The sequence below is a fragment of the Pseudomonas ulcerans genome (assembly GCF_036324125.1).
In the GTDB taxonomy this organism is placed as follows: Bacteria; Pseudomonadota; Gammaproteobacteria; order Pseudomonadales; family Pseudomonadaceae; genus Aquipseudomonas; species Aquipseudomonas ulcerans.
This window is the reverse complement of record NZ_JAZDQN010000006.1, coordinates 28504-46243: the sequence shown is the minus strand read 5'-3', so window position 1 is coordinate 46243 and position 17740 is coordinate 28504. Positions and strand designations below refer to the sequence as shown.

At 64.8% G+C, this 17740-nt stretch carries 14 protein-coding genes and 1 pseudogene; 3 read left to right on the top strand and 12 right to left on the bottom strand.

The annotated features are described in order from the left end of the window. Positions 1 to 12 precede the first annotated feature (12 nt). The 7 genes from fdhA to V0R59_RS07530 all read right to left on the bottom strand — a co-directional run bounded on the left by fdhA (position 13) and on the right by V0R59_RS07530 (position 8990). Positions 13 to 1212, bottom strand: coding sequence for a formaldehyde dehydrogenase, glutathione-independent (fdhA, locus tag V0R59_RS07560; RefSeq protein ID WP_330077737.1), 1200 nt, complete (start codon positions 1210 to 1212; stop codon positions 13 to 15). 255 nt (positions 1213 to 1467) lie between these two features. Next, positions 1468 to 2325, bottom strand: coding sequence for a formyltetrahydrofolate deformylase (gene purU, locus V0R59_RS07555; RefSeq protein ID WP_330077738.1), 858 nt, complete (start codon positions 2323 to 2325; stop codon positions 1468 to 1470). An 11-nt stretch (positions 2326 to 2336) separates the two neighbouring features. Then, positions 2337 to 2969, bottom strand: coding sequence for a sarcosine oxidase subunit gamma (locus V0R59_RS07550; RefSeq protein ID WP_330077739.1), 633 nt, complete (start codon positions 2967 to 2969; stop codon positions 2337 to 2339). Positions 2970 to 3112: 143 nt separating this feature from the next. After that, positions 3113 to 6130, bottom strand: a complete 3018-nt coding sequence (locus tag V0R59_RS07545; protein ID WP_330077740.1) for a sarcosine oxidase subunit alpha — start codon at positions 6128 to 6130, stop codon at positions 3113 to 3115. Beyond that, a complete protein-coding gene (locus V0R59_RS07540) occupies positions 6127 to 6456 on the bottom strand; it encodes a sarcosine oxidase subunit delta (RefSeq protein WP_042124082.1) in 330 nt (109 codons plus the stop codon). The genes V0R59_RS07545 and V0R59_RS07540 overlap by 4 nt, the downstream gene beginning before the upstream one ends. A gap of 14 nt (positions 6457 to 6470) precedes the next feature. After that, a complete protein-coding gene (locus V0R59_RS07535; protein ID WP_330077741.1) occupies positions 6471 to 7721 on the bottom strand; it encodes a sarcosine oxidase subunit beta family protein in 1251 nt (416 codons plus the stop codon). Positions 7722 to 7736: 15 nt separating this feature from the next. After that, positions 7737 to 8990, bottom strand: a complete 1254-nt coding sequence (locus tag V0R59_RS07530; RefSeq protein WP_330077742.1) for a serine hydroxymethyltransferase — start codon at positions 8988 to 8990, stop codon at positions 7737 to 7739. A gap of 351 nt (positions 8991 to 9341) precedes the next feature. Here V0R59_RS07530 and V0R59_RS07525 point away from each other — a divergent pair, with 351 nt between their 5' ends. Further along, entirely contained in the window at positions 9342 to 10382 is a 1041-nt protein-coding gene (locus V0R59_RS07525) for a threonine aldolase family protein (RefSeq protein ID WP_330077743.1), read from the top strand. A gap of 193 nt (positions 10383 to 10575) precedes the next feature. Here the strand turns inward: V0R59_RS07525 and V0R59_RS31850 are convergent, their stop codons facing one another. The 4 genes and pseudogenes from V0R59_RS31850 to V0R59_RS07510 form a co-directional block, all read right to left on the bottom strand. After that, positions 10576 to 11304, bottom strand: a complete 729-nt coding sequence (locus V0R59_RS31850; protein ID WP_408005212.1) for a methyl-accepting chemotaxis protein — start codon at positions 11302 to 11304, stop codon at positions 10576 to 10578. Between the two features lie 138 nt (positions 11305 to 11442). Then, a pseudogene (locus V0R59_RS31845) lies at positions 11443 to 12468 on the bottom strand (cache domain-containing protein); the annotation flags it as partial. Between the two features lie 222 nt (positions 12469 to 12690). Next, positions 12691 to 12993 carry a cell division protein ZapA gene (locus V0R59_RS07515; protein WP_330077745.1) on the bottom strand — a complete coding sequence of 101 codons (303 nt, stop codon included), beginning with the start codon at positions 12991 to 12993 and terminating at the stop codon, positions 12691 to 12693. Beyond that, positions 12990 to 13217 carry a hypothetical protein gene (locus tag V0R59_RS07510; RefSeq protein ID WP_330077746.1) on the bottom strand — a complete coding sequence of 76 codons (228 nt, stop codon included), beginning with the start codon at positions 13215 to 13217 and terminating at the stop codon, positions 12990 to 12992. The genes V0R59_RS07515 and V0R59_RS07510 overlap by 4 nt, the downstream gene beginning before the upstream one ends. Before the next feature lie 269 nt (positions 13218 to 13486). Here V0R59_RS07510 and V0R59_RS07505 point away from each other — a divergent pair, with 269 nt between their 5' ends. Together V0R59_RS07505 and V0R59_RS07500 are read left to right on the top strand one after the other, a co-directional pair. Next, a complete protein-coding gene (locus V0R59_RS07505) occupies positions 13487 to 15112 on the top strand; it encodes a methyl-accepting chemotaxis protein (protein WP_330077747.1) in 1626 nt (541 codons plus the stop codon). Positions 15113 to 15661: 549 nt separating this feature from the next. Further along, on the top strand, positions 15662 to 16588 hold the full coding sequence (locus tag V0R59_RS07500; protein ID WP_330077748.1) for a hypothetical protein: 927 nt from the start codon (positions 15662 to 15664) through the stop codon (positions 16586 to 16588). A gap of 3 nt (positions 16589 to 16591) precedes the next feature. Here the strand turns inward: V0R59_RS07500 and gbcB are convergent, their stop codons facing one another. After that, entirely contained in the window at positions 16592 to 17695 is a 1104-nt protein-coding gene (gbcB, locus tag V0R59_RS07495) for a glycine-betaine demethylase subunit GbcB (protein WP_330077749.1), read from the bottom strand. Positions 17696 to 17740 lie beyond the last annotated feature (45 nt).

The following is a 17740-nucleotide window of genomic DNA, read 5'->3' as shown; positions in this document are numbered from 1 at the left end:
CTTCATTCCGGCTTACGCCGCACTGAACATCTTGTGCGGGTCGATCACGAATTTCTTCGGTACGCCGGCATCGAACTCGCCATAGCCTTCCGGCGCCTGGTCGAGGCTGATGACCTGCACGCCCACTACGTCGGCAATGTTGATGCGGTCCCACATGATCGCCTGCATCAGCGCGCGGTTGTACTTCATCACCGGGGTCTGGCCGGTGTGGAAGCTGTGGGACTTGGCCCAGCCCAGGCCGAAGCGGATGCTCAGGGCACCGATCTTCGCCGCGGCGTCCACCGCACCCGGGTCCTCGGTCACGTACAGGCCTGGAATACCGATCTTGCCGGCGACGCGGGTCACCTGCATCAGCGAGTTGAGCACTGTGGCCGGAGCCTCGTGCTTGGCGCCTTCATGACCATGACCACGGGCTTCGAAGCCGACGGCATCGACCGCGCAATCCACTTCCGGCTCGCCGAGGATGTCGATGATCTGCTCGTGCAGCGGGGTGTCCTTGGACAGGTCGACCACCTCGAAGCCCTGGGACTTGGCATGGGCCAGGCGCAGCGGGTTGAGGTCGCCGACGATGACCACCGCCGCACCCAGCAGGCGCGCCGAGGCAGCGGCAGCCAGCCCCACGGGACCGGCACCGGCCACGTATACGGTGCTGCCCGGGCCAACGCCTGCGGTGACTGCGCCGTGGTAGCCGGTCGGCAGGATGTCGGACAGGCAGGTCAGGTCGCGGATCTTCTCCATGGCCTTGTCGCGGTCCGGCAGTTTCAGCAGGTTGAAGTCGGCGTACGGCACCAGCACGTACTCGGCCTGGCCGCCGGTCCAGTCGCCCATGTCGACGTAGCCGTAGGCACCACCGGCGCGGGCCGGGTTGACGGTCAGGCAGACACCGGTGTGCATTTCCTTGCAGGAGCGGCAGCGACCGCAAGCGACGTTGAACGGCACGGAAACCAGGTCGCCGATCTTCAGGTTCTCGACGTCGCTGCCCTTTTCCACCACCTCGCCGGTGATTTCATGGCCCAGGACCAGGCCGACCTGGGCGGTGGTACGACCACGGACCATGTGCTGGTCGGAGCCGCAGATGTTGGTGGAGACCACCTTGAGGATGACGCCATGCTCGATCTTGCGACCGCGCGGGTCCTGCATCTTCGGATAGTCGATCTTCTGCACCTCGACCTTTCCGGCGCCGAGATACACCACTCCACGATTGCCAGACATGCTCTTACCTCGCTTGACTTGTAGTTATGCAGCGTTGGTTGAAGCGCCGCCGTCCATGGGCGGCCAGTGTTACTGGAATGGGGGAATTGTGGGCTTGGTTGGCGGGGATGCAGTGACTGATTGCGACAGCGGTTTATCTGTAGGCGGCAGGATTTCTGTCGGTTTCAGAAATGCAAATCGCCGGCAAGCCGGCCCCCACAAGGAAAACGGTATGCACCATCCCTGTGGGAGCCGGCTTGCCGGCGATGAGGCCAGTCAGAGCACTACAGTTCGATTGGCGTTCAGGAACACCCGTCGCTCGATGTGATACCCGACAGCCCTGGCCAGGGTCAGGCATTCGATATCCCGCCCCTTGGCGATCAGGTCCTCGGGGTAGTGACTGTGATCCACCACCTCCACGCCCTGGGCAATGATCGGCCCCTCATCCAGGTCGTTGTTGATGTAGTGCGCGGTGGCACCGACCATCTTCACGCCCTTGTTGTAGGCCTGGTGATACGGCTTGGCGCCCTTGAAGCCGGGCAGCAGCGAGTGGTGGATATTGATCGCCCAGCCATCCAGGCGCCGGCACAGCTCCGGCGAAAGCACCTGCATGTAGCGGGCAAGGATCACCAGTTCCGCCCCGGATTCCTCGATCACCTGCAGTACCTTGCGCTCCTGCGCCGGCTTGTCGTGGGGATCCAGCGGGAAGTGGTGATAGGGAATATGGTGCCACTCGGCCAATGGCTTGAGGTCCGGGTGGTTCGACACCACCGCCACCACGTCCATGCCCAGCTGGCCGATGCGCTGGCGATAGAGCAGGTCGTTGAGGCAGTGATCGGCCTTGGAGACCATGATCACCACCTTCGGCCGGTGGTTCGGCGCGGTCAGCTCGAAGAGCATGCCGAAGGCCTCGCCACGCTCGGCGAGGCCGGCGCGGAAGCCAGCCTCGTCGAAGTCGTCCGGCTGGCGGAACTCGACGCGGATGAAGAAGCGCCCGGACAAGCGGTCATCGAACGAATGGTGCTCGGTGACGTAGCAGCGCTGCTCGTAGAGGAAGCGGGTGACCACGTCCACGGTGCCGAGCAGGCTCGGGCAGTCGGCGGTGAGGATCCAGGTGTCCGGGGCTCGGCTCATGGCAATGCTCCTCAGGCTTCGATGGCCAGGCCGTACTCGGCGGAGGCGTCCTGCAGCCACAGCCACCAGTAGTCGGAGAAGCTGCGGCGGATCAGCAGTTCCCAGGTTTCCTCGCCGGTACGGCGGATCACCAGTTGCGACTTGGCGAACACGGTGCCGACCGCCTTGCCCACCGGGAAGTTGTTCGGGTGCACGTCGTAGCTGGTGGACTTCATCAGCACTTCGCGCACTTTCGGACCGCTCAGCTCCAGCAGGGTCTGGCCGCCGCTGACGTTGACGACCTGGATGTGCTGGCCGTCCAGCGCATCGCGCAGGGCGTTCTCCACGGCGAACTCCTGGCCGCCGGGCACGATCAGCAGCCACTCGTCGGGGCCAAGCCATTGCAGCGACATGTCGCCGTTGGCCACCACGGTCAGGGCTACCGGCAGTTCCAGGCCGATGGCCTTGAACACGCCGCTAGCGAAGGCCGGATCATGGCCGTCGCCGCGAATGGTCAGGTGACCGAGGAATTTCTTCTCGCGCAGGGTCACCCCGGCGTTCTTGCGGCCCTTGCCGACCAGGCTGGACAGGTCGGCGTGGTGCAGCGGCGATTCGGCCTTGGCATCGGAGCCAGGGCGTTGTTCGTAGACGTTGATGGCGCTCATCTTTTTATACCTGCCTGAATTCTGGAAACCTTGTTGGGGCTGCTTTGCAGCCCTTCGCGAGCAAGCTCGCTCCCACAAGAGCAGCTCCACTCCACCGTGGGAGCGAGCTCGCTCGCGAAGGACCGCACAGCGGTCCCAAAGCTTCAAACGTTCTGCCGCTCACCCTTCGGATCGAAGAACACCGAAGAACAGATCTCCGCCTCGATCACGCTGCCATCCGCCTGCGGCGAATAGACCCGCTCGCCGATGCGCTTGAGACCACCCTTGACCACACCCATGGCGAAGGAATAGCCCAGCGAGTTGGCCGCGTAGCTGGAAGTGACGTGACCGACCATGTCCATCGGGATCGGCTGCTTCGGATCGAACACCAGTTGCGCGCCTTCCGGCAGCCACTTGGTCGGGTCGACCGGCTTCAGGCCCACCAGCTGCTTGCGGTTCTCGCGCACGCAGTCCTCGCGGTTCATGCCACGCAGGCCGATCCAGGAGTACGGCTTGTTGCGGCCCACGCACCAGCTCATGTTCAGGTCGTCCGGGGTCATCGAGCCATCGGTGTCCTGGCCGACGATGATGAAGCCCTTCTCGGCCCGCAGGACGTGCATGGTCTCGGTGCCATACGGGGTCAGGTTGTACTTCTTGCCGGCCTCGGCGATCTTCTCCAGCACGCCCATGGCGTAGTTGGCCTGGATGTTGACCTCGTAGGACAGCTCGCCGGTGAAGGAAATCCGGAACACCCGCGCCGGCACGCCGCCCACCAGGCCTTCCTTCCAGCTCATGAACGGGAAGGCGTCCTTGTCCAGGTCGATGTCGCTGACCTCGCTGAGCAGCTTGCGGCTGTTCGGGCCGGACAGGGTCAGGGTCGCGTAGTGGTCGGTGACCGAGGTGAAGTACACCTTCAGGTCCGGCCATTCGGTCTGCTGGTAGATCTCCAGCCACTGCAGCACGCGAGCCGCGCCGCCGGTGGTGGTGGTCATGATGAAGTGGTTGTCGCCGACGCAGGCGGTCACGCCGTCGTCGAACACCATGCCATCTTCCTTGCACATCAGGCCGTAGCGGGCCTTGCCCACGTCGAGCTTGGTCCAGGCGTTGGTGTAGATGCGGTTGAGGAACTCGCGGGCATCCGGGCCCTGGATGTCGATCTTGCCCAGGGTCGAGGCGTCCAGCAGGCCCACGCTGTCGCGCACGGCCTTGCATTCACGGGCCACGGCGGCGTGGATGTCCTCGCCGGCGCGGGGGAAGTACCACGGCCGTTTCCACTGGCCGACGTCTTCGAACTCGGCACCGTTCTTCACGTGCCAGGCATGCAGCGCGGTGAAGCGCACCGGCTCGAACAGGTGGCCGCAGTGACGCCCGGCGACCGCGCCGAAGGTGATCGGCGTGTAGTTCGGGCGGAACATGGTGGTGCCCATTTCCGGAATGGTGATGCCCATGGAGCGGGCGGCGATGGCCAGGCCGTTGATGTTGCCCAGCTTGCCCTGGTCGGTACCGAAGCCCAGCGCGGTGTAGCGCTTGACGTGCTCGACCGACTCGAAGCCTTCGCGGGTCGCCAGTTCGATGGCGGCGGCGGTGACGTCGTTCTGCTGGTCGACGAACTGCTTCGGCGCACGGGCGGTGTTCTTGTCATGCGGAACCTGGAACAGCGCGACGGTGGCTTCTTCCTGGCGCGCCAGGGCTTTCGGCAGGCTGACCGCAGCGGCCTTGAAGCCGGCCTCGGTGGCCGCGCGAGCGCCGCCCTCGATGCCGTCGGCCAGGCTCTCGGCCAGGCCGAACACGCCGTTGATGCCACCGACGCACACGCGTTTCTGCGGCGCGTCGCCCGGCACGAAGCCGAGGATGTCTTCACGCCAGACCGGCTTGCCGCCCAGGTGCGATGCCAGGTGGACCACCGGGCTGTAGCCGCCGGAGCTGCCGATCAGGTCGCATTCCAGCCACTCGCCGGGGCTGGTGACCTTGTGTGCCTTGACGTCGATGGCGGCGACACGGGCGGCGCTGACGCGCTTGCTGCCACGGGCCTCGACCACCGAGCTGGACGTCAGGATGCGGATGCCCTTGGCGCGGGCTTCTTCCACCAGCGAGCCACGCGGATTGTGGCGGGCGTCGGCGATGGCGACGACCTGCAGGCCGGCGTCGTGCCAGTCGAGGGCGACGCGGTAGGCGTGGTCGTTGTTGGTCGCCAGCACCAGCTTGCGGCCCGGGGCCACGCCGTAGCGGCGGATGTACACGGAGATGGCGCCGGCCAGCATGTTGCCCGGCACGTCGTTGTTGGCGTAGACCAGCGGACGCTCGTGGGCGCCGGTGGCCAGGACCACACGCTTGGCCCGCACGCGGTGCATGCGCTGGCGCACCTGGCCCATCGGTGCGCGGTCGCCGAGATGGTCGGTGAGGCGCTCGTGGATGGTCAGGAAGTTGTGGTCGTGGTAGCCGTTGACCGTGGAACGCGGCAGCAGGGTCACTTCCGGCAGGCCGCGCAGTTCGGCCAGGGTCGCCGAGACCCACTCGGTGGCCGGCTTGCCGTCGAGGCTTTCGCGGCTGTCCAGCAGGCTGCCGCCAAACTCTTCCTGTTCGTCGGCGAGGATCACCCGCGCGCCGCTACGGGCGGCGGCCAGGGCGGCGGCGAGACCGGCAGGGCCGGCGCCGACCACCAGCACGTCGCAGTGCTGGTTCATGTAGTCGTAGGTGTCCGGGTCGTTCTGCAGCGGCGCGCGGCCGAGGCCAGCCGCCTTGCGGATGTACTTCTCGTAGGTCATCCAGAACGACTGCGGGTACATGAACGTCTTGTAGTAGAAGCCCGGCGGCATCATCTTGCCGCCGACCTTGCCGAGGATGCCCATTACGTCGTTGTTCACGCTCGGCCAGCCGTTGGTGCTGGTGGCCACCAGGCCCGAGTACAGCGCCTGCTGGGTGGCACGCACGTTGGGGATCTGGGTGGCTTCGCTGGCACCGATCTGCAGGATCGCGTTCGGCTCTTCGGCACCGGCGGCGATGATCCCGCGGGGACGCGAGTACTTGAAGCTGCGACCGATGATGTCGACGCCGTTGGCCAACAGCGCGGCGGCCAGGGTGTCACCGGCGTAGCCCTGGTAGGTCTGGCCGTTGAAGGTGAAGTTCAAGACTTTGCTGCGGTCGATGCGACCGCCGCTGGAGAGGCGATAAACCTGGCTCATACCTTTTCTCCCTGGCCGTTGGCGACCAACTGCGGGGCGCTGCTCTTGCCGGTGACTTGTGGCTTGCTGCCGATCTTGTAGGTTTCCAGGATCTCGTAGGTCACGGTGTCACGGGTCGCGTTGAAGTACTGGCGGCAACCGGCGGCGTGGATCCACAGCTCGTGGTGCAGGCCGCGCGGGTTGTCACGGAAGAACATGTAGTCGCCCCACTGCTCGTCGGTGCAGGCGTTGGGGTCCAGCGGCCGCGGGATGTGGGCCTGGCCGGACGAATGGAACTCTTCCTCGGACCGCAGTTCGCCGCAGTGTGGACAGAAGATATGCAACATGATGGTTTCTCCTGTTAGTGGGCGACGGCGGCTGCGCCGTGTTCGTCGATCAGGGCGCCGTTGTGGAAACGGTCGATGGAAAACGGCTTGGCCAGCGGGTGCATCTCGCCTTTGGCCAGGCTGGCAGCGAAGACGTTGCCCGAGCCCGGGGTGGCCTTGAAGCCGCCGGTACCCCAGCCGCAGTTGAAGAACATGTTCTTCACCGGGGTCTTGGAGATGATCGGGCAGGCGTCCGGGCTGGTGTCGACGATGCCGCCCCACTGGCGGTTCATGCGCACGCGGGAGAGGATCGGGAACATTTCCACGATGGCCTGCAGGGTGTGTTCGATGACCGGGTACGAACCGCGCTGGCCGTAGCCGACCCAGCCGTCGATACCGGCGCCGATGACCAGGTCGCCCTTGTCCGACTGGCTGATGTAGCCGTGCACGGCGTTGGACATGATCACGCTGTCGATGATCGGCTTGATCGGCTCGGACACCAGCGCCTGCAGCGGGTGGGATTCCAGCGGCAGGCGGAAGCCGGCCAGGCGTGCCATGTGCCCGGAGTTACCGGCGGTGACCACGCCGACGCGCTTGGCGCCAATGAAGCCCTTGTTGGTTTCCACGCCGATCACGGTGTTGTTTTCCTTGCGGAAGCCGATCACCTCGGTCTGCTGGATCAGGTCGACGCCCAGGGCGTCGGCGGCACGGGCATAGCCCCAGGCCACGGCGTCGTGGCGGGCGACGCCGCCGCGACGTTGCACGGTGGCACCGAGGATCGGATAGCGGGTGTTCTTCGAGCAGTCCAGGTACGGGATCTCGTCCGCCACCTGCTGGGCGTTGAGCAGCTCACCGTCGACGCCGTTGAGGCGGTTGGCGTTGACCCGGCGCTCGGAGTCACGGATGTCCTGCAGGGTGTGGCACAGGTTGTAGACGCCGCGCTGGGAGAACATCACGTTGTAGTTGATGTCCTGGGACAGCCCTTCCCAGAGCTTCATGGCGTGCTCGTACAGGTGCGCCGACTCGTCCCACAGGTAGTTGGAACGCACGATGGTGGTGTTGCGGGCGGTGTTGCCGCCGCCCAGCCAGCCCTTCTCGATCACGGCGACGTTGGTGATGCCGTGCTCTTTCGCCAGGTAGTAGGCGGTTGCCAGGCCGTGGCCGCCACCGCCGACGATGACGACGTCGTAGACCTTCTTCGGCGTCGGCGTGCGCCACATGCGCTGCCAGTTCTCGTGGTGGCTGAGGGAGTGCTTGAAGAGGCCGAAGCCCGAATAACGTTGCATGGTCTGTTGCTCCACTCAGCGGTAAACCGGGAAGTCCGCACACAGTGCCGACACGTTGCGCGCCACATCGGCTTCCACATCGGCGTCGCCGAGGTTGTCGAGGATGTCGCAGATCCAGCCGGCCAGCGCCACGCACTGGGCGACCTTGAAGCCGCGGGTGGTGACGGCCGGGGTGCCGATGCGCAGGCCCGAGGTCACGAACGGCGACTGCGGGTCGTTGGGCACGGCGTTCTTGTTGACGGTGACATGGGCACGGCCCAGGGCGGCGTCGGCGTCCTTGCCGGTCAGGCCCTGACGGATCAGGCTGACCAGGAACAGGTGGTTGTCGGTGCCGCCGGACACTACATCGTAGCCACGATCAATGAACACGCCAGCCATGGCCTGGGCGTTCTCGATGACTTGCTGCTGGTAGGCCTTGAAGCCGGGTTCCAGGGCTTCCTTGAAGCACACGGCCTTGGCCGCGATCACGTGCATCAGCGGGCCGCCTTGCGCGCCGGGGAAGACCGCGGCGTTGAGTTTCTTCTCGATCTCTTCGTTGGCCTTGGCCAGGATCAGGCCACCACGCGGACCACGCAGGGTCTTGTGGGTGGTGGTGGTGACCACGTCGGCGAACGGGATCGGGTTCGGGTACAGGCCGGCAGCGACCAGGCCGGCGACGTGGGCCATGTCGACGAACAGCAGGGCACCGACCTTGTCGGCGATCTGGCGGAAGCGCGGGAAGTCCAGGGTCTTGGAGTAGGCGGAGAAGCCGGCGACGATCATCTTCGGCTTGTGCTCGACGGCCAGGCGCTCGACTTCGTCGTAGTCGATCAGGCCGGTGTTGGTGTCGATGCCGTACTGCACGGCGTTGTACAGCTTGCCGGAGGACGACACCTTGGCGCCGTGGGTCAGGTGGCCGCCGTGGGCCAGGCTCATGCCCAGGATGGTGTCGCCGGCTTGCAGCAGGGCCAGGTAGACCGCGCCGTTGGCGGACGAGCCGGAGTGCGGCTGGACGTTGGCATAGTCGGCGCCGAACAGCTGCTTGGCGCGTTCGATGGCCAGCGCCTCGACCTTGTCGACGTGCTCGCAACCACCGTAGTAGCGCTTGCCCGGATAGCCTTCGGCGTACTTGTTGGTGAGGCCGCTGCCCTGGGCCTGCATGACGCGCTTGCTGGTGTAGTTTTCCGAGGCGATCAGTTCGATGTGATCTTCCTGACGTTGCTCTTCGGCATTCATGGCCGCCAGCAGTGCATCGTCATAACCCTGGATCTGGTCTTGCTTGCTGAACATCGCATTTCTCCCGGCAGCGGTGGGTCTCTTATTGAGTGGAACCCGTGACATTGACGGGTGTCCTTTGCAGCGATGGTATGACCGGGCGGGTGCGCTCAGATGCCTGCGCACGCCACGCAAAGGTGCGTTTACGACATTGTTTTGTCTTGTTTGCGATAGTCGGGGTGTGAAAGTCCTCCGGGGCCTCATCGCGGGTAAACCCGCTCCCACAGGCAGGGTGCATACAGACCTTGTAGGAGCGGGTTCACCCGCGATGAGGCCGCTGAAAGCGACACAGGAACCAGGTTGTATAGGCAACCTGACAATCCATGCATTAGAGTGCTCTCCTGCCTTGCTAACAGGACCCGAGCCATGACAGAACAAAGCCAACAATTCGCCAGCGACAACTATTCCGGCATCTGCCCGGAAGCCTGGGCAGCCATGGAAAAGGCCAACCAGGGCCACGAACGCGCCTACGGCGACGACCAGTGGACGGCCCGCGCCGCCGACCATTTCCGCCAGCTGTTCGAGACCGACTGCGAAGTGTTCTTCGCCTTCAACGGCACCGCGGCCAATTCACTGGCCCTGTCCTCCCTGTGCCAGAGCTACCACAGCGTGATCTGCTCGGAGACCGCCCACGTCGAGACCGACGAATGCGGCGCCCCGGAATTCTTCTCCAACGGCTCGAAACTGCTGACCGCGCGCAGCGAGAACGGCAAGCTGACCCCCGATTCGATCCGCGAAGTGGCGCTCAAGCGCCAGGACATCCACTACCCCAAGCCGCGGGTGGTGACCATCACCCAGGCCACCGAAGTCGGCAGCGTCTACCGCCCCGACGAGCTCAAGGCGATCAGCGCCACCTGCAAGGAACTGGGCCTGAACCTGCACATGGACGGCGCGCGTTTCTCCAACGCCTGCGCCTTCCTCGGCTGCTCGCCGGCGGAACTGACCTGGAAAGCCGGGATCGACGTCCTGTGCTTCGGCGGCACCAAGAACGGCATGGCCGTGGGTGAGGCGATCCTGTTCTTCAACCGCAAGCTGGCCGAAGACTTCGACTACCGCTGCAAGCAGGCCGGGCAACTGGCGTCGAAGATGCGCTTCCTGTCGGCGCCGTGGGTGGGCCTGCTGGAGAATGGCGCCTGGCTGCGCCATGGCGCCCATGCCAACCACTGCGCCCAGTTGCTGAGCGGGCTGGTGGCGGACGTGCCGGGGGTGGAACTGATGTTCCCGGTGGAGGCCAACGGCGTATTCCTGCAGATGCCGGAAGCGGCGCTGGAGAAGCTGCGTAACAAAGGCTGGCGGTTCTATACCTTCATCGGCAGCGGTGGGGCGCGGTTCATGTGTTCGTGGGATACCGAGGAAGCCCGGGTGCGGGAACTGGCGGCGGATATCCGCGCCGTCATGGGCGCCTGATCCTGCATTGCCCTTGAGGGCCTCATCGCTGCATGGGTATCTACACATTTTCAGTGATGTAGAGAGAGCAGAGATTGAGAGAGCGGCGCGTAACCTGTGGGAGCGGGTTTACCCGCGATTACTGTAGTGAGTTCACCATAGCAATCGCGGGTGAACCCGCTCCCACAGGGTCCGCGATGGAGCCAATAAAAATCTACAGCCGGAACCCACCCATCTGCCGCGACAAATCATCCGCCAGCCGCTGCAACGCCTCGCAATCCTTCCTGCACCCCTCCACTTCCGCCGCCGTCTGCCGGGCCAGGTCGGAAATGCCCTGGACATTGCGGTTGATCTCCTCGGTCACCGCCGATTGCTCTTCGGTCGCCGTCGCCACCTGCAGGTTCATGTCGCTGATGCGCTCCACCTGGCCGGTGATGGTGGTCAGGGATTCGCCGGTCAGCTGACTCGACTCCACACCCGTCCCCGTCGCCGACTGCCCCGCATGCATCGAGTCCACCGCCGTCCCGGTGCCCTGCTTCAGGCGCTGGATCATCTGCTGGATCTCGCCGGTCGACACCTGGGTGCGCTGCGCCAGGGTCCGCACTTCATCCGCCACCACGGCAAAGCCACGCCCCATCTCCCCGGCCCGCGCCGCTTCGATCGCCGCGTTCAGCGCCAGCAGGTTGGTCTGTTCGGAAATACTGCGGATCACCGCCAGCACCTGGTCGATCGAGGCCACTTCCTGCGCCAACTGGCTGACCGCCTCCGCCGCCGTACCGATCTCGCCGGACATGCCTTCAATATGCGCGATCGAGCGCTGCACCACCTGGCGCGCCTCCAGCGCCTCGTCCCGCGCACTCTGCGAAGCCTGCGCCGCTTCGCCGGCGTTGCGCGCGATATCCTGCACGGTCAGCCCCATTTCATGCACCGCAGTGGCGACCATCTCGGTCATTTCCTGCTGCTTGCCGGAGCGCTCGGCGGTGCTCACCACCACGCGGATCACCTGCTCCACTTCCTTGCCCAACTGCTGGCTGGTGCGCAGGACTTCGCCGATCAAGCGGCGCTGCCCGTCGAGGAAGCGGTTGAAGCCGCGGGCCAGATCACCCAGCTCGTCGCGGCGGCTCTCGTCGAGGCGGTGGCTGAGGTCGCCACCACCGTCGCCGATGGCGCCGAGGGCCGCTGTCACCTGGCGCAATGGGCGCACGATGCCCCGCGCCAGCAGCACCACCAGCAACAGGGAAATCAGGCCCACGGCGGCGCCGGTCAGGCTGGTCAGCCATACGGTGTCCCTCACCTGGGCGTAGATCTGCGCTTCCGGCACTTCGGCCACCAGGCGCCACTTCACGTCGCGCAGCGGCAGGCTGAGGGCCAGCCAGGTCTCGCCGTCGCGCTCGAAGCGCACGCTTTCGAAACCGTCGTGGTTGAGCAGGATGCTCTGCGCCGCCGCATCGCCGATCTGCTCGGCCAACTGGCGCTTGCCGCCGTGCTCGGTCTGCGGATGGACCTGGATCAGGCCATCGTTGCGCACCAGCATCACCCGCCCGCGCTCGCCAAAACTGAAGTTGTGGATCAGCTCGGACATCTCGGCCATGCGCAGGCCAAGGCCGCCGACACCGACCAGCTTGCCGTCCTTCTCCACCCGGTAGTCGATGAACAGCGCCAGCTCGCCGGTGCTGGTGTCGGTATCGATGTTGAGCATGCGTGCATCGCCACTGTCGACGAAGCCGTAGAACCACTTGTCCACAGGGTTGCTGCGGCTCAGGGTGCGATCCAGGCCTTTCTCGTTGTAGTAGTGGTTGCTCAGGGTCGAGGCGTAGACCGAGGTAAAGGCCTTGTTCTGATCGCGCATGGCTTCCAGGTATTCGACGATGGCCGGGGCCTGGGCCGGGTCTTCGCCGGCGGCCAGCCAGTCGCGCAGCATGGGGTTGCGGGCGATGTCGGCGGCGGCGGTCAGCGGCCGGGTGAGCATGCGCTCGATGTCGTTACGAATCGCCTCAATGCTGGCCGGCAGCGCCGTGTTCACCAGGTAACGCTCGGTGAGGCGATTGACCGCCACGGTATAGATACCGACCACGATCAGGATGCTCACCAGCAGGGCTGCGCCCATGCTTGCAATCAATTGCCACTGGATACTGCGCCGCCAGAACTGCATGGGTTTTCCTCTGAGAAATAAGACCTGTACTGCAAACGACAGGCCAATTGTATACAACAGAGGTATACGATTTTTCCAGACCTATCGGTCAGGATTCACCGCAAAAGTGGGGCCAACAGTGGATGCAAAACGACGGATGGCGGTGGGAGCCGCGGACGGTGGCTCCCACGACAGGGGTCAGGCGTTATCGATCGCCTGGGAGATGGCTTCGACCGTGGCGCTGACTTGCTCTTGATAACGGTCGAGGGTTTGCTGATGCGTCTGTTGCAGGGCGATCTGCCGGGAACACAGGTTCAGCGCCGCGAGGACCAGCAACTTGTCGCCGATCAGCGAGGGGTAACTGCGCTTGGTGTCGGCCAGGGATGCCTTGAGCATCTGCACGGCCTCGGCAAGTACCTTCTCCTGGCCGGCCGGGGCCTTGATCGAGTAGTCATTGCCCATGATCGAGACGACATTGATCGTCTGCGCGGACTCGTTCATGCGCCGACGGTACCGCTGGCACGTTCAATCAGCGCCTGGATGCGCGCGTTGGTGGCGCCGTACTTTTCTTCCTGCTCCATCAGGTTCAGTTGCAGGCTTTCGTTTTCGTCCTTGGCCTGGGCCAGTTCGCCTTCCAGTTGACCGTTTCGCTCGGCCAGTTGCTGATTCTTCTGCAGCAGTTCGCCGACCAGTTGTTCCAGTTGACTCAGGGTGGTATCGAGCATGATGACTTCTCTCGGAGGGGGGTGATGAGGGGGCGCACACGATAAAGAAAACGTGACTGAGCCGCCAGAGATATCGGGGCCAGAGCCCCGCGTTGGTGCAGATTGACCTGATATGGGTCATCCGGTTCCTGCATTTGGTCGGCAAGAGGGCGAAAAGGTGATGATTTTTGTCGGACAAACCTCAAGTCCGCCCGGCCAATACCGATAGTCATGAGAGCAGACTCTCTCCTGGCGCATGGATCGCGTCCCCCACGATTTGGATCCGACCCATGTCCCTACGCAACATGAACATTGCCCCGCGTGCGCTGCTGGGGTTTGCCCTGATTGGCGCGCTGATGCTGGCCCTGGGCGTCTTCGCCCTGACCCAGATGAGCAAGATCCGCCAGGCCGGCGAAGACATCGAGCAGGTCACCGTGCCGAGCATCAAGGCCCTCGACCAGATCAACCTGCTGACCTTGCGCCTGCGCACCTTGTCCTACCGCCTGATGATCAACCGCGAAGCGGACGTGGTGCAGAACAGCTACAGCCAGCTCAACGAGCGCAACGCGCAGATCGACGCGGCGCGCAAGGTCTACGAGCCGCTGATCGCCAGCAATGAAGAACACGCGGTGTACAACCAGTTCGTCCAGGTGCTCGGCCAGTACCGCCAGCTGGAAGCGCGCATGGTCCAGCTGTCCCAGGCCAACGACCTGCCGGCGATCCGCGAGATGATCAACCGCGACCTGCTGCAGAGCATGGAGCAGATCACCACCGCCATGGACAAGCTGGTGAAGATCAACACCGAGCAGACCCGCGACATCAACCAGGCCGCGGCGAACGACTACGACAGCGCCTTCACCCTGGTCATCGTCCTGCTGGTGGCCGCCACGGTGCTGACCTTCCTTTGCGCCATTGTCCTGACCCGCAGCATCGTCAAGCCGATCGACGAAGTGCTGGCCGTGGCCGAGCAGATCGCCGTGGGCAACCTGACCCACAGCATCCGCCCCGAGGGCAGTGACGAAGCCGCGCGCCTGCAACAGGCGATCGCCAAGATGCAGGAGCAACTGCGCGACACCCTGCAGCAGATCTCTGGTTCCGCCACCCAGCTGGCCTCGGCCGCCGAGGAGCTGAACAGCGTCACCGAGGAAAGCGCCCGCGGCCTGCAGCAGCAGAACAACGAAATCGAGCAGGCGGCCACTGCGGTCACCGAGATGACCAGCGCGGTCGAGGAAGTGGCCCGCAATGCGGTGAGCACCTCCGAGGCCTCGGCGGAAGCCACCCGCTCCGCCACCGACGGCCGCGACCTGGTGCTGGAGACCGTCAGCGCCATCGAGCGCATGAGCAACGACGTGCAGAGCACCTCGGTGCTGGTCGGCAACCTGGCCGAGCAGTCCCGCGATATCGGCAAGGTGCTGGACGTGATCCGCGGCCTGGCCGACCAGACCAACCTGCTGGCCCTCAACGCCGCCATCGAGGCGGCCCGGGCCGGTGAAGCCGGTCGCGGCTTTGCGGTGGTGGCCGATGAAGTGCGGGCGCTGGCGCACCGTACCCAGCAGTCCACGGCGGAAATCGAACGCATGGTCAGCAGTATCCAGGGCGGAACCGAGCAGGCGGTCAGCTCGATGCGCAACAGCACCGAGCGCGCCGAATCGACCCTGAATATCGCCCGGGGTGCCGGCAGCGCGCTGGATACCATCACCGGCGCGGTGGCACAGATCAACGAGCGCAACCTGGTGATCGCCAGCGCGGCCGAGGAACAGGCCCAGGTGGCCCGTGAAGTGGACCGCAACCTGGTGAACATCAACGACCTGTCGGTGCAGTCGGCGACCGGTGCGCACCAGACCAGCGCGGCCAGCGCCGAGCTGTCGCGCCTGGCGGTGGACCTGAACGGGCTGGTGGCGCGGTTCCGGGTCTGATCCGCAACCGAAAAAGCATCACGAAACCCTGTGGGGCCAGCCCCCACAGGGGCATGAGCATCTACACATCTCCTGTCGCACACAAATAGGCGGATAGCCGCAATCCTGTGGGAGCGGATTCATCCGCGATTGGCCGCGAAGCGGCCATAAAACCTGCGTCTTCGGTGTATCAGACAAACCCAGCACTCAGGTTTTACGACGGCTTCGCCGCAGATCGCGGATGAATCCGCTCCCACACTGACCGCGTTGCGGCACATCCAAGATGTGTAGATACCGATGCTACAGGGACCGTGATACTCGACAGAGCGCGTAGGAAAATTTCAGTACCTGGCTAAACCTGCCAGGCCCGCCTACACCACTCAAACCCCGCAAAACCCACCCTGAAAACCCATTCCTACAAAACCAGCCAATTCCCCGCCGAAACCGCCAGACTCCGCGAAAATCCCCTGCTTCCCTGCGCACGATTTGAAGCACTTTTCCCGCCCATCCCCCTCAAGCACTCCCTAACCTCTCGGCGTTCTACCCACCCGCCAACGCCGGACCGCCCCGATGAACAAGGCCCCCGCCAGCCTGCCCCTGGATTCCTCCGACACCACATCGAGCGCAATCGACAGCCACAGCCGTCAGACCTTCCTGTTCTGGTTCACCAGCAACTGCCTCCCCGTCACCCTGGCCATCGGCTTCATCGGTCCATCACTCGGGCTGGGCTTCTGGCACAGCACGCTGGCGATCCTGGCGGGCGTACTGCTTGGCAGCCTCGCCCCCGCCTTCCTGCCCGCGCGGCAGCGGAAACTCCTGCTGCCGCTATGCCTGCTGTTGCCGCTGCTGTACCTCGATGCCCTGGCGCGGATCGCAGTGCACCAACTGCCGGGACAGGTGCTCAACTGGCAACTGCTGGCGCTGCTCGCCGCCGCCGCCATCGCCCTGCAGGGACAAGCCTTGTCGAGGCGTCTGCAGGGCTTGCTGGCACCCTTGCTGATCATCGTCTTCGCCCTACTCAGCCTCGGTGCGGTGTTGCTGCTGGAGGCAGACACCGCGCAACGCCAGTTGCACTTCTCCGGCGCGGGCTTCGCCACCCAGCTCGCCGCCGCCGCCCTGTGGCAGGCGAGCTTCACCCCGCTCGCCAGCAGCCAGCGCCCGGCCACGCTCTATGCCGGACTGCTGGCATCCGCCCTGTGGCTGATGAGCCTGGGCGCCCTGCTCGCGTCAGCGGTGCCGGCGGTCGACGCGGTGGTCAGCCTGCGCCTGGTCGGCGAGCGTTTCTACCCGGGCCTGGGCACGCTGGCGGTGCTGCTCGGCGCCCTGCCCCTGGTCGGCGCCATGGCCCTGAATGGCTGCGCCGTTGCCCGGTGCGGCAGAAACGACAAAGCCCGCGGGCTATTGCTCGCGGGCTTTGTCATTGCCGTACTGGCGCTGTACTTCGGCGGCCTGCCGGTCGAGCGCATCGACACCCTGCTGCTCGACCTGCTGCGCTGAACCTCAGTACTCGATACGCACGTCCCCCTTCGGCACGCTGCAGCAGGAGAGGATGTAGCCTTCGGCGACGTCTTCGTCGGTGATCCCGCCGTTGTGCTCCATCTCCACCTCGCCGCCCAGCTTGAGCACCTTGCAGGTGCCGCAGATGCCCATGCCGCAGGCCTTGGGAATCATCAGGCCGACCTTCGCCGCGGCGGCATGCACCGTCTCGCCGGGAGCGATGCGGCTGCTCTTGCCCGTAGCGGTGAACTCCACCAGGTGCATGTCGCCAACGGTGATTTCCTCGGCCGCTTCCGCCGCCTGCTCGGCATGCTCCACGGCATCGGCCTTGGCTTCCGGTGGCGTGGCGCCGAACGACTCCTCGTGATAGCGGCGCATGTCGTAGCCAGCCGCTTCCAGCAGGCGCTTGACCGCGGTCATGTACGGCGTCGGGCCGCAGCAGAAGATCTCGCGCTCCATGAAGTCCGGCGCCATCAGCTCCAGCAGCTTGTGGTTCAGGTAGCCGCGATAGCCGGCCCAGGGTTCGCCCAGGCCGTGCTTCTCGCAGATGATGTGCAGGCTGAAGTTGGGAATCCGCGACGCCATGTGCTCCAGCTCGCGGTGATAGATGATGTCCTTGGGCGAACGCGCGCTGTGCACGAAGACCATGTCGACATTGCCGTTGGTGTCGTAGAACCAGCGGGCCATGGACATCACCGGGGTGATGCCGACGCCGCCGCTGAGGTACAGCACTTTCGAGCTGGGGAAATCCATGGCGTTGAACAGCCCCACCGGCCCGTGCACGGCCAGCTCCTGGCCTTCGTGCAGGGTGTCGTGCAGGTAGTTGGAGACCTTGCCGCCCGGCACGCGCTTGATGGTCACCGAGAAGCTGTAGGGCACCGACGGCGAGCTGGAGATGGTGTACGAGCGCATCACCGGCTGGCCTTCGATCTCCAGCTCCAGGGTGACGAACTGGCCCGGCTTGAAGAAGAACATGATCGGCTGGTCGGCCATGAAGCAGAAGGTGCGCACGTCCCAGGTTTCCTGGATGACCTTCACGCAGCGGACGATATGGCGACCGTTGGCCCAGGTCTGGGTGGTTACCGGATTCAGAAAGGTATTGGACATTGTTATTCGCTCCACGGCCAACGGCGGCTTGATGGTCACGATAAT

Excerpts from the sequence above, each read along its gene's own strand:
- V0R59_RS07525 (WP_330077743.1), top strand. The coding sequence starts at position 9,342 with ATGACAGAACAAAGCCAACAATTCGCCAGCGACAACTATTCCGGCATC.
- V0R59_RS07535 (WP_330077741.1), bottom strand. The coding sequence starts at position 7,721 with ATGCAACGTTATTCGGGCTTCGGCCTCTTCAAGCACTCCCTCAGCCAC.
- V0R59_RS07550 (WP_330077739.1), bottom strand. The coding sequence starts at position 2,969 with ATGAGCGCCATCAACGTCTACGAACAACGCCCTGGCTCCGATGCCAAG.
- purU (WP_330077738.1), bottom strand. The coding sequence starts at position 2,325 with ATGAGCCGAGCCCCGGACACCTGGATCCTCACCGCCGACTGCCCGAGC.
- V0R59_RS07510 (WP_330077746.1), bottom strand. The coding sequence starts at position 13,217 with ATGCTCGATACCACCCTGAGTCAACTGGAACAACTGGTCGGCGAACTG.
- V0R59_RS07530 (WP_330077742.1), bottom strand. The coding sequence starts at position 8,990 with ATGTTCAGCAAGCAAGACCAGATCCAGGGTTATGACGATGCACTGCTG.
- gbcB (WP_330077749.1), bottom strand. The coding sequence starts at position 17,695 with ATGTCCAATACCTTTCTGAATCCGGTAACCACCCAGACCTGGGCCAAC.
- V0R59_RS07540 (WP_042124082.1), bottom strand. The coding sequence starts at position 6,456 with ATGTTGCATATCTTCTGTCCACACTGCGGCGAACTGCGGTCCGAGGAA.
- V0R59_RS31850 (WP_408005212.1), bottom strand. The coding sequence starts at position 11,304 with ATGGTCGCCACTGCGGTGCATGAAATGGGGCTGACCGTGCAGGATATC.
- V0R59_RS07500 (WP_330077748.1), top strand. The coding sequence starts at position 15,662 with ATGAACAAGGCCCCCGCCAGCCTGCCCCTGGATTCCTCCGACACCACA.
- V0R59_RS07505 (WP_330077747.1), top strand. The coding sequence starts at position 13,487 with ATGTCCCTACGCAACATGAACATTGCCCCGCGTGCGCTGCTGGGGTTT.
- V0R59_RS07515 (WP_330077745.1), bottom strand. The coding sequence starts at position 12,993 with ATGAACGAGTCCGCGCAGACGATCAATGTCGTCTCGATCATGGGCAAT.
- V0R59_RS07545 (WP_330077740.1), bottom strand. The coding sequence starts at position 6,130 with ATGAGCCAGGTTTATCGCCTCTCCAGCGGCGGTCGCATCGACCGCAGC.
- fdhA (WP_330077737.1), bottom strand. The coding sequence starts at position 1,212 with ATGTCTGGCAATCGTGGAGTGGTGTATCTCGGCGCCGGAAAGGTCGAG.